Here is a 10,656-nt window from a genome sequence, read left to right on the forward strand (position 1 = left end):
CACTCGCCATGTTCCCACTCGACACCCTGGCCTGCCTGCTACGTACACACCTGGCCGAAGTGCGTCGGCACGCCCGCTCCGACGCGGGCTACACGACCGAGACCATCGTGGTCACCGCTCTGCTGGCGATCCTGAGCATGTCCGTGGTGGGCATCATCGTCTCCAAGGTCATGGCCAAGGCCAACGGCATTGACCTGGGCGGCTAGCACGTGACCGCGTTCCTTCACCGATCGCACGGCGACCGTGGGGCGGCGAGTACGCAGCTGGTGCTCGTCGTCCCAGCTCTGCTGCTGCTCGCACTGCTGGTGGTGCAGTTCGCGCTGGCCTGGCACGCACGGCACATCGCACAGTACGCCGCTCAACGCTCCCTTGCCGCCGCCCGCACCCACGACGGCACAGCGGCGGACGGCCTCACACAGGCGCGGCACAGCCTCGCCGCGCTGGGCAGCAGGGTGCTGACCGCCCCGTCCGTGACCGCCGAGCGCACCGAAACCCGAACCACCGTGCGCGTGGACGGAACGGTGATACGCGTACTCCCCGTCCCGGGGCTGGTACTGCACGCCTCCGGTACGGCATCCGGCCCCACCGAAAGGATCACCACCCCAACAGGAGTCCGACGGTGACGCGGAGGGCGCACCGCGCGCGAGACGACGGGGAGCGGGGTTCGGCAGCGGTGGAGCTGGTGCTCGTGACGCCGCTGCTCGTCCTCGTGCTCCTGGTCGTAGTGGCACTCGGGCTGCTCGCTGACGCCCGCATGGTCGTGGCGGACGCCGCCCACCAAGCCGCCCGCGCCGCCTCCCTGGCCCGCACTGGGAAAGAAGCCCGCGCCCAGGCGCGGCACGCGGCGAGCGCGGTGCTGCGCGAGGCGGGAGCGTCCTGCACGCGCCCCAGCGTCCGTCTCACCACCGGCGGCCTCACCCCGGGCGCCACCGTGACGGCGAGGGTCTCCTGCACCGCCGACCTGGGCGGTCTCACCCGCACCGGATTGCCTGGCCACGTGCCGCTGACCGATACCGCCTTCTCCGCCGTCGACACGTATCGGAGCGCCCCATGAAACGGCGAGCACGAACGCCTTCGTCACAGGTCCGCGCCCGGATGGCGGGCGGGGGCGACCGGGGGCAGGCCACGGCGTTCGTGGTCGGAGTCTTCGCCGCTCTGTGGCTTTTCGCCGGCATCGTCATCGACGGCGGGCTCGCGCTGGCCGGCAAGGCCAGGGCGCTGGATGTCGCGCAGGAAGCTGCCCGCACCGGCGCACAGCAAATCGACGTCGGCCAGCTGAGGAGCGGCGGCGATGTCCGGCTCGTGCGCGACAAGGCCGCCGCGGCGGCCCGTACGTATATCGGCTCCACCGGAGACAGCGGCACGGCGTCGGTGAGCGGCAATGCCGTGAGCGTGCGGGTCACCCACCGCCAGCGCACCCAGATCCTGCAGCTGATCGGCCTGCGCACCCTCTCTGTCCACGCCAGTGGCACCGCACGCGCGGAACGCGGCACCCCATAGCGACCATTCGCCACAACTGCTGCTTTCGGGCGAAGAGAGCGAACCGGTGATGAGCCATCTTTCCCAGCTGCGCCGACGGCTGACCGCAGGCGTCACGGCAACAGGCACGCTGGCCGTGACACTCGCCCTGTTGGCCGGGATGCCCTATGTACTGTGGCGAGCCACCGGCCTGCCCTGGCCCGAACACGTCTCCTCCCTCTCCGAGTTCGGCCAGCGGCTGACGCAGCCGGTCAGCGACCCTTTGATGACCGACCTGCTGGCCGTGGTGGGCTGGGTGTGCTGGGCCGCCTTCGCCGGCACCGTCATCCGCGAGATCTGCTGGTACACGATCCATCTCCCCCAGCTGCTGCGTAACCGCCACGCACACGACGAACATGTCGCCGCCCTGTCCGTGAAGGGATCGCTGGCCGCACTGTGTATCGGCACCCTCGTCATCGCCCTGATCAGCCTGTGGCGCCCGCAGACGGTCAGTGCCCAGCAACCCAACTCCCCGGTCGAGGCACGAGCACACATCGCCGCAACAGCCCCGCTCATCCCCGCCCCGGACCAACAGCCCACCACTTCTGCCGCAGCAGCGACAGCCTCGGCGCGGGCGACGACGGCCGGACTCGGTCCGGCAGGTACCGGCGCATCTGGCGAGGCCGATGCGGTCCGGTACATCGAGTACACGGTCATGGAGGGCGACACCCTGTGGGACATCGCGCACACGCACATGGGAGACGCACTCACATGGCCACGGATCTACGCCCTGAACAAAGACCGCATCCAAGGCAACGGAGCCAGGCTCAGTGACCCGGACCTGATCACACCCGGCTGGCGCCTCACCATCCCCATCGCCCAGCGGACCACCCCGCCCCCGCCACCAGCACCCGTCCCGGAACCCGCGCCTCCAACGCCTCCTGCCCCGCCTGCTGAAACCGCTCCTGCACATCCAACACCCCACCAACGAACGGGCACTGGTCACCATTCAGACACTGATCACACTCGGGCGGGGACTGATCGGACGGAAAAGTCCGTGATCCGGACGAGGGACACGGAGCAGGGCCCGGCCGCGATCGGCCTCGGGGAGGCGAGCCTGATCGGCATCACCGCAGCGGCGGGTTTACTGGCCGCGCGCCGCTACTGGTACTGGCACCAGAACCGGCTGCGGGACCCCGGCGAGCAAGAGCGGCCTGCCCTGAGCCCTCTGGTCGACAAGGCCGCGCAGGCCGCCCACGCGGCAACCCGGCCACCTCGCCCGCAGGACCCTGACGCCCTGGTCACCTACCGCACCCCGCCTCAGAAACCCCGAAATACGGAGACGGTCACCATCGGCGTCCGAGACGACGCCGAGGTCCCCCTTAATGAGCTGGCCGTGCCCGGAGGCTGCACCTGGGCCGGTCCCGGTTCCGAAGGCGCTGCCCGGGCCCTGCTGACCGGCGTCCTCACGGCCGCTGAACGCCGGCGTCCCGGGCCTGCGCGTGTCACGGCGGTCGTCCCTGAAGACGTGGCCGAGAGCCTGCTGCCCGGACTCCCGGCGCAGTTCACGGCCCTGACCCAGAGCGCCGATACCCTACAGGCCATCCGAGCCGCCGAGCAGCACCTGATCGCCCACGCCCGCACGCAGGACGAGCAGGACACCGCCCCTGCGGCAACCGGACCGGCGACCACCAACTCCACTCCAGAAGCCGACCCGGGCACCCTGCTTCTCATCGCGGCCCCGGACGCCGCCCACACCGGACAGCTTCAGGCACTGGCCGCTCGCAGCCGGCCCGGCACACTCATCGTCCTCACCCTGAAGACTCCACTGCCCGGAGCCCGCCTCTGGCACATCGCCGACGACGGCACCACCACCCACCCCCAAGCCCACGATCAACACCCCAACCCCCTCAGGCTGTTCCACCTCATGCCCGAGGCCGGACGTGACATCACCGAAGTCCTCCTCACCGCCCACGGCCAACGCCCCCGCCAACGCCGCCTCCCCACCCCCCGCCTCCACCCCACCGACGAACGCCCCGACAACCCGCCCGCCCCCACAGCCGAAACCGCACCCACCCGCCCCTACACGGCTGAAACATCGCGGCCGGCGCAGAACAATCCCGTACGTGTCCACGTCTTCGGACCGATCACCCTGTACGCCCGCGACCACCTGGACCCTGTCGGCACCAATCTGCGTAGCGAGGTACACGAATTCCTCGCCCTCCTCGCCGCCCACCCCACCGGACTCCTCGCCTCCGACATCGCCGATAAACTCCACCTCGATCCAGGCAGCGACCAGAACGCGCTGAAAAACCTGCGCCGCGCCGTACGCCGCGCCCTGCGTACCGCCACCGGAATCACCGCACCGGAATTCATCCTGCTCCAGGGAGAACTCCATAAACTCCATCCGGAACTTGTGGAAACCGACCTCGCGGACTTCAGCCGCAACCTGAAAGGAGCGTTCTCCGCCTCCGGCACACAGGAACCCCAGAACGATGCCCTGTCCGCAGTAAGCGACGCCCTGGCCCACTACCGCGGGCCCTTCGCTCAGGGCAGCGACTACCTGTGGGCCGACGCGATCCGCGAACACCTCGCCACCCAGGCCACCGACGCCGTCCTCCGCCTGGCCCACCAGGCCGAGCACAACGATGTGTCAGGCGAGCAGGACGCCGTCCTCACACTGCTGGAGCACCTGGGCATCCTTCACCCCGACCACGAACGCCTCGCCCAGCACGCCATCCGCCTCTACCAAGCCGCCGGGCGCCACGATGCCGCCCGGCACACCTACACGCGCCTCCAACGGCACCTCACAGACCTCGGCCTCACACCCGAGCCGGCCACCCAAGCCCTCATCACGCCCAGGACTCCATCCCGTCAGACACGGTGAAACCACAGCTCACCACGCCTGCGCGCCTCACTGCCCGACGCGGACGGCCTGATGGCGTTCACCCCGTCGTATCCGGTGTCGTATCCGCCGCCGCTTCCGTGTGCGCGCTTGGATACGACACCCCCGCCCGGCCCGAAGACACAGGCCAGGAGCCACACGAGCCACCGGCGGGCGAGGGCGACTGTATATCGGTGCAGCAACGCAACCCGATCTACTGACAGCCGGCGCCCCGCCCCGCGCATCCGGCCCGCATTCCCGCCCCCGGCCACATCCCACTCATCCCGTCCGGCACCCCCTTTCACCAACTCGCCAACTCATTTATTCCAGACAGACCCGCACACCCCTGATCCAGGACCGGTGCGGCCCCTCGGACGTGACCGGCGCGGCGGCGCCCCAGGCCGCCTCTTCGTACGTCCACTCGAAATCGACGGGGCCGCCGGCGCGGCCAGGCACCTGGGAATCGGTCGCGCAGGCCACCGCGCACGACACCTCACGTCGACTGCCCGGGAATTCTCCTGAATTTCCGTCGCGAATTCGCGAGAATTCCAGCATTATCAAGCCGGAATGTGGCTTCAAGCGGGGTGCGAGTCGAGCCATATTTGAATTGTTCCCGGAAAGGCGGGAATAGAAAAGCCGTTAAAGGGGTTCGCCCGAAAACGAGTGACGGGTGGAGTGTGCCTGTTGGGCGGCTGAATTCCGGCAGTTGTTGACCTGTCACGAACGAAAGGCACTGTGATGTCGAATAGCACTACGCCGCCTTCCTCGCCCCCTGGGGCCGCGCCACACGCACCGGCCGCCTCCGCCGCGCCGCAGTCCCAGGGGGCGTCCGCGCCCGTGACGGTGGCGCCCACCATGAACAGGAAGGCCCGCCCGGGTGAGCTGCGCGCGCGGATCGCGCACGTTCTGGCCAAAAACACGACGACGGAGTTCAGCGTCATTGAGCTGGCGCGAAAGCTGGGGCATTCGGGCGGGGCGGTCGGCAATGCCTGCGAGACGCTGGTGATGCGGGGCGAGGCGGAGCGGGTCGGCTCCAAGCCCCGTATGTACCGGGCGACTTCCACCACGGCCGCCGCCGCGCGACGTGCCGTGACAAGTCCACCCAGCCCGAGCCCCGCCGTGCCAGCACCACGTCAGGCAGCCCCAGCGGCAGCCCCAGCGGCCGTACCCTCGCCGCCCAGTGGGCGGCGGCCGTTGCCGGTCATGCGCCCGAACGGGCAGCAGTACCACCCCCGGGCGCTGGCCCAACTGCCCGATGTCGAGGCGTTGCGCAGACTGCGGGAGGCGCGGGTGGCGGTCTTGTTGTACGGGCCTCCGGGCACCGGGAAGACCTCGCTCATCGAGGCGGCGTTCCCGGACCTGATCACGGTGGCCGGGGACGGTGACACGACGGTTGGTGACTTGGTCGGTGAGTACACCCAGGACGCGAACGGCGGTTACGAGTTTATCTACGGGCCTTTGGTCACGGCCATGTTGGAGGGGAAGGCGCTGTTACTGGATGACGCGACGCTCATCTCACCGAAGGTGCTGGCGGCGTTGTATCCGGCGATGGACGGACGCAGGCAGATCCAGGTCAAGGCGCACAAGGGCGAGACAATCACCGCCAAGGACGGCTTCTACGTGATCGCCGGTCACAATCCGGGTGTACACGGGGCAGTACTGACCGAGGCTCTCGCCTCCCGGTTCAGTGTGCAGATCCAGGTCGGCTCGGACTACGACCTGGCCGCCGCCCTGAAGATCAACAGGACGGCGGTGCGGATCGCCCGTCACCTGGCGACCAGCCAGCAAGCCGGAGAGGTCGGCTGGGCCCCGCAGCTACGTGAACTGATCGCCTTTCAGAAGATCGCCGAGGTGCTCGGCACCGAGACCGCCTTCGCCAACCTGGTCGGGATCGCCCCGCTGGAGGACCGTGACACGGTCGCCGAGATCGTCACCAAGGCGATCGGCAAACCCGTCACTGCCCTGGCCCTGGGCCGCCAACTCTGACCAGCGCCCCGGGGCCCTTGGGCCCCGGGCCCCGCCACCGCTCGCCGACAACCCCACCCCACCGGGCTCCACCCCCAGAAGGGACCGATTTGCCATGCCCTCGCACACCCAGGCCCATGCCCAGCAGACCCCGCCCGCCCTGTCCGAGGCCGAATGGGCCATCGCCGTGTGGGAAGACGACGGCGGCCCCGCATATGAACCGCGCCCACGCCCGCACGCCGGGCATTGGCTACGGATCGCAGCCGCGCTGACCGAGCGGCTGCCCGAACTCGCCGGACGCGAGGACGTGCTCGTCACCTGCGAGGAGCAGACCCGATCAGGAGCCCCTGCCGCGTTCTTCCCGGCCCTGGCAGCCCTGGAGATCGACCGGGCGCTGTTTGCCCCACGCAGACCGGCCACCATCAACCCGGCCCGGCCCGGTGACGAGGAGAATTACCCGGTCGCCTGGGGCGCCTTCGCCCACGAGGCCGCCCACGCCGCCCACAGCCGCTGGACCACCCCGCCGCCGTTGCGCGACACCGCCCTGGACATGGCGGCCCAGTTGCTGGAGGAATCCCGCGCCGAATACGCCCACCTTTCGCGCCGCCCCGGAGACCGCCGCTTCCTGCGATCCGCCGTGCGCACGCTGGTTATGGACGGCTTCACCAGCCAGACTCCCAGCGACCGGTGGCAGGCCGCGTGCGCGGCCGGTCTGGTCCTCGCCCGGCGCGATGCCGGAATCCTCGATGACGACGAGACCGAGCCCCTGGAACAGGCAGTCACTCACATCCTCGGCAAGGACCTCCTCGACACCCTCGCCAGGATCTGGACGGCCGCTCACACCACCGGGGACGAGGACGGGCAGGCGATGCTGGAACACGCCGAGGCTTGGTGCCAGGCACTCGGCGCTGACCCCGCTGGCCCGGAACCCGCCCCGGAACCCACCGGGCGCAGGGGCGAGTTGGCCGACGTGATCGGCAAGGTGGTCAGCGCGGTGGTCGCAAACGAGACCGTGCAGGCTGCAGCCCAGGCCCGTGTCGAGGCTGCCCGTACCGCCCGGAAGCAGGCGAAGGCTGCCCAGGACGACCGGGCACGGCAGGCCGCGAAAACGGCCGAGAAGGTCTTCGCATCCGGCAGGCGCCCCTACACCCCCTCAACACCCCTCAAACGGCAGCACAGCCACTCCCCGGTGACCGGTACCCGGGCCCCGACCGGTAAGGAGAAGGCTGCGGCTGGGCAGTTGGCCAGAGCGCTGCGTGCGGCGGCGTACCGGGAACGTACCGCCACCGTCACCCTCTCGGCGGCCCCACCCGGACGTTTGAACATGCGCCAGGCCCTGGCCAGGGACGCCCAACGGGCTGCGGGCGCCACCCCGACAGCCACCCCCTGGACCCGTACCGTGCACCGGCCCAGCCCGACCCCGCCGCTGCGCGTGGGCATCGCGGTGGACGTCTCCGGCTCCATGAGCATCGCGGCAGAGCCGATCGCCTCCGCCGCCTGGATCGTCGCCAAGGCCGCCGCCCTCACCGACCCGGACTCACGCGCCGCGACCGTCGCCTACGAACACTCCATCACCGCGATCACCCATCCCGGCCGCGCACCCGGGCGCGTCACGCAGTTCGATGCCAGCGGGATCGGCCACAGCCTCGCCGAGGCCACCGACGCCCTGACCGCCGCACTCGGCCTCGACCAGCCGGGGGCGGGCCGCCTCCTGGTGATCGCCTCCGACGGCCGCTACCGCCGGGAAGAGGCCGCCCGCGCTGCAGAACGCCTCACCGCCCTGCGCGCGGCGGGGTGCGCGGTGCTGTGGCTCGCCTTCGCCCCCGAGCCCCGCCCCCTGCCCGGCACCACCCTCCTCGAACTCACCGACCCCGCCCAGGCCGCCACCGCGATCGGTAAAGCCGCCACCACAGCCCTGGCCACCGTCAACCTCTGACCCCAGTGCCGCCCCGGAGACCGTCCGGGGCGGCATCCCACCGGATCACCAGCCGCCCACGCTCGTGAAGGAGACCGATCCCCATGACCTCGCTCGCTGAACGCGCTCACGCCGCCGCCGTGTTCATCCGCCACCACACCGCCACCAGCACGCACGGACCCCACCGGGGCGAGGAACACGCACGCACCGCCGTACGCCTCGCCGCCACCCTCGGCATCGGCCTCGACCACATCACCATCAGCCCGGACTGGCTACGCCGCCGCACCACACCGGGCGAGCCTGTCCTGGCCACCGCCACCTGCCCCGACACCGGCGAGCAATACGTCTTTCTCACCCGCTACCCGGTCTACGACGACGAAGCCTTCGAACTCCTTGGCCCCTGCCCCCAATGCACAGCCCCGGTACCCCTCGCCACCGTCCGACACCTGGATGACCTCGGCGCCCACCTCACGCGCCCACCGCTCACACCCGAGGACATCCCGCACACCAGCACACTGCCGGACACCTTCACCCACGACGAAGGCCACACCGGTACCTGCCCCTACGGCACCAGCCTCTGACTCCCCCTCGCAGGAAGGACCCCCACAGCCATGACCGAGTACACCAGCCACGTTCGAGAGACCGCCGCACGAGCCAGCACCCCCTCCCCACGGCCCAGTTCAGACCCGGCTCTCCCGTCCGCACCCGGTGACCGGGCCGTACGAGCCACACTCGGCGAAGACGGCTACCAACTCCTAGGGCGTTTCTCTTGGATCATCTAATCGTTGCTCCTGTGTGCCGTTGAGCGACGCGCAGTGGGCGCGCATAGAGCCGTTGTTGCCGGACCGGACACCGAAGCGCGGCGGTCGATGGCGTGATCATCGTCAGGTGATCGACGCGATCGCCTGGAAGTTCCAAACCGGCTCGCAGTGGGTTCACCTGCCTGCCGAGTACGGCTCGTGGAAGGGCGTTTACAGTCGGCTGCGGAACTGGGCGATCGACGGAACCTGGGAGATGGTCTTCACCGCTCTGCTTGCCCGGGCCGATGTCGAAGGCGATCTGGACTGGGTCGTCGCGGTGGACTCCACCATCGTGCGTGCTCATCAGAACGCCGCCGGGGCCCGCAAAAAGGGGCCCGGGCTGGCGAGCCCGCCCACCATGCCATCGGACGCTCCCGCGGCGGGCTGACCACGAAGATTCACCTGGCCTCGGACGGCCGCTGCCGCCCGCTGTGCTTTGTCCTCACTCCTGGTCAGGCGGGCGACGCGCCCGCGTTCGAACACGTGATGGCCGCCCTGCGGGTGCCCAGGGCGATCGGACGGCCGCGGACCCGACCTCTCGTGATCCTGGCGGACCGGGCCTACTCCTCCAGGGCCATCCGCCAGCATCTGCGTCAGCGCGGGATCCGTGCGGTGATCCCCCAGCCGGCCGACCAGGTCGCCAACCGCAAACGCAAGGGCCGCAAGGGCGGCCGGCCACCGGCCTTCGACCGCCACACCTACAAGCAGCGCAACACCGTCGAACGCTGCATCAACCGCCTGAAGAACTGGCGCGGCCTGGCCACCCGCTACGAGAAGACCGCCACCGTCTACCAGGCCGGACTCCACATCGCCGGAATTTTCATCTGGTCCGCTCGCTGATCGGCGCGTACTGCCCTGACCGACGTCAGTTCCACGGCTCCCGGTACGGGTCTTCGCCCAGCACCTTTGCCGCAGTTACGCAGAGATCTTCTCCGTAGAGCTGGTTGCTGCCCCATTCGGAACCCCACAGACCGGTTGCGGCCTGGGCCACAGCACGCCAGGTGTACTCCTCGTCGACTCGCCACGTGCGGATCTGAGCAGCCATCTCCGGCGTAATCGTCGCCGGATCCACAGTGCTGTGCGTCATTCCACCCACCCTAAGGACTCTGCCCACACGGCAGCCATCGGGTTACGCCCCCTCGCACACGCGCGCCAACCGCAACCCTCGGAATCCGGGAGGCCCAGGAGCCAACACAACAAGATCTGTAAGAGAGCTCCTAGGCCGCCACCGCCAGGAACACGGCACCGCACTGAGCGAACTGGCCGACCTCGTCCTGACCACCGCCCGCGAAGCCGACCGACTCCACCGCAAATTGCGCCATCACGCAGCCCACGTCCGCGACAGCCTCGACCAAGCCCTCAACTCCCACCTGGACGCCTCCTCCGTACCCGTCACCGGCCTCCTCCACGGCGCTGGCCACGCCGCAGAGCTGCACGCCGCACGCTTCGCCCAGCAGATGAACCAGCTCACCCTGGTGCTCGACAGCTACCAGGCCACCGCGCAGCGCACCGGGACGTGACCGGGCGACGTTGACCATGTGGGGCCCACACACCCGGGCCCCACCCCACCAACCCGAAACCCATACGGCGGGCCGGGGACCACCCCCCCCCCCCCCCCCCCCGAGGGCACCCCC

12 protein-coding genes are annotated in these 10,656 nt (G+C 69.8%); 10 read left to right on the forward strand and 2 right to left on the reverse strand.

Annotated elements, in window-relative coordinates:
• Positions 1-8: 8 nt before the first annotated feature.
• The 5 genes from M1203_RS09075 to M1203_RS09095 are packed head-to-tail and all read left to right on the forward strand — an operon-like array spanning position 9 to position 4,345.
• Complete coding sequence (locus M1203_RS09075; RefSeq protein WP_249949018.1) at positions 9-206, forward strand: hypothetical protein; 198 nt, start codon at positions 9-11, stop codon at positions 204-206.
• A 3-nt stretch (positions 207-209) separates the two neighbouring features.
• Entirely contained in the window at positions 210-623 is a 414-nt protein-coding gene (locus M1203_RS09080; protein ID WP_249949019.1) for a TadE/TadG family type IV pilus assembly protein, read from the forward strand.
• A gap of 50 nt (positions 624-673) precedes the next feature.
• Positions 674-1,054 (forward strand): TadE/TadG family type IV pilus assembly protein, encoded by a 381-nt coding sequence (locus tag M1203_RS09085; RefSeq protein WP_249949087.1) that lies wholly within the window; start codon positions 674-676, stop codon positions 1,052-1,054.
• Complete coding sequence (locus M1203_RS09090; RefSeq protein WP_249949020.1) at positions 1,051-1,500, forward strand: pilus assembly protein TadG-related protein; 450 nt, start codon at positions 1,051-1,053, stop codon at positions 1,498-1,500. The genes M1203_RS09085 and M1203_RS09090 overlap by 4 nt, the downstream gene beginning before the upstream one ends.
• A gap of 49 nt (positions 1,501-1,549) precedes the next feature.
• Entirely contained in the window at positions 1,550-4,345 is a 2,796-nt protein-coding gene (locus M1203_RS09095; protein ID WP_249949021.1) for a BTAD domain-containing putative transcriptional regulator, read from the forward strand.
• Positions 4,346-4,663: 318 nt separating this feature from the next.
• Here the strand turns inward: M1203_RS09095 and M1203_RS38685 are convergent, their stop codons facing one another.
• Positions 4,664-4,798, reverse strand: a complete 135-nt coding sequence (locus tag M1203_RS38685) for a hypothetical protein (protein WP_283958322.1) — start codon at positions 4,796-4,798, stop codon at positions 4,664-4,666.
• 438 nt (positions 4,799-5,236) lie between these two features.
• Here M1203_RS38685 and M1203_RS09100 point away from each other — a divergent pair, with 438 nt between their 5' ends.
• From M1203_RS09100 to M1203_RS09115, 4 genes are all read left to right on the forward strand, one after another.
• On the forward strand, positions 5,237-6,328 hold the full coding sequence (locus M1203_RS09100) for an AAA family ATPase (RefSeq protein WP_374402540.1): 1,092 nt from the start codon (positions 5,237-5,239) through the stop codon (positions 6,326-6,328).
• A gap of 94 nt (positions 6,329-6,422) precedes the next feature.
• Positions 6,423-8,243 carry a VWA domain-containing protein gene (locus tag M1203_RS09105; protein WP_249949023.1) on the forward strand — a complete coding sequence of 607 codons (1,821 nt, stop codon included), beginning with the start codon at positions 6,423-6,425 and terminating at the stop codon, positions 8,241-8,243.
• An 83-nt stretch (positions 8,244-8,326) separates the two neighbouring features.
• Entirely contained in the window at positions 8,327-8,803 is a 477-nt protein-coding gene (locus tag M1203_RS09110; protein ID WP_249949024.1) for a hypothetical protein, read from the forward strand.
• Between the two features lie 214 nt (positions 8,804-9,017).
• A protein-coding gene (locus M1203_RS09115; protein ID WP_308404855.1) for an IS5 family transposase occupies positions 9,018-9,862 on the forward strand; the annotation gives its coding sequence in 2 pieces (ribosomal slippage) (positions 9,018-9,371 and positions 9,374-9,862; 843 coding nt in all).
• A gap of 25 nt (positions 9,863-9,887) precedes the next feature.
• Here M1203_RS09115 and M1203_RS09120 read toward each other — a convergent pair.
• Positions 9,888-10,109: a hypothetical protein gene (locus M1203_RS09120; RefSeq protein WP_249949025.1), complete on the reverse strand. Its 222-nt coding sequence runs from the start codon at positions 10,107-10,109 to the stop codon at positions 9,888-9,890.
• Between the two features lie 226 nt (positions 10,110-10,335).
• On the opposite strand from M1203_RS09120, the gene M1203_RS09125 reads away from it, so the two are divergent.
• Positions 10,336-10,542 carry a hypothetical protein gene (locus M1203_RS09125; RefSeq protein ID WP_249949026.1) on the forward strand — a complete coding sequence of 69 codons (207 nt, stop codon included), beginning with the start codon at positions 10,336-10,338 and terminating at the stop codon, positions 10,540-10,542.
• The last annotated feature ends 114 nt before the right edge of the window (positions 10,543-10,656 follow it).

This window comes from Streptomyces sp. 35G-GA-8, assembly GCF_023534745.1.
GTDB lineage: Bacteria > Actinomycetota > Actinomycetes > Streptomycetales > Streptomycetaceae > Streptomyces.

What these genes read in the sequence shown, in the direction of transcription:
- M1203_RS09075 (WP_249949018.1), top strand. Translation starts at nt 9, where the DNA reads ATGTTCCCACTCGACACCCTGGCCTGCCTGCTACGTACACACCTGGCC.
- M1203_RS09090 (WP_249949020.1), top strand. Translation starts at nt 1,051, where the DNA reads ATGAAACGGCGAGCACGAACGCCTTCGTCACAGGTCCGCGCCCGGATG.
- M1203_RS09095 (WP_249949021.1), top strand. Translation starts at nt 1,550, where the DNA reads ATGAGCCATCTTTCCCAGCTGCGCCGACGGCTGACCGCAGGCGTCACG.
- M1203_RS09105 (WP_249949023.1), top strand. Translation starts at nt 6,423, where the DNA reads ATGCCCTCGCACACCCAGGCCCATGCCCAGCAGACCCCGCCCGCCCTG.
- M1203_RS09110 (WP_249949024.1), top strand. Translation starts at nt 8,327, where the DNA reads ATGACCTCGCTCGCTGAACGCGCTCACGCCGCCGCCGTGTTCATCCGC.
- M1203_RS09120 (WP_249949025.1), bottom strand. Translation starts at nt 10,109, where the DNA reads ATGACGCACAGCACTGTGGATCCGGCGACGATTACGCCGGAGATGGCT.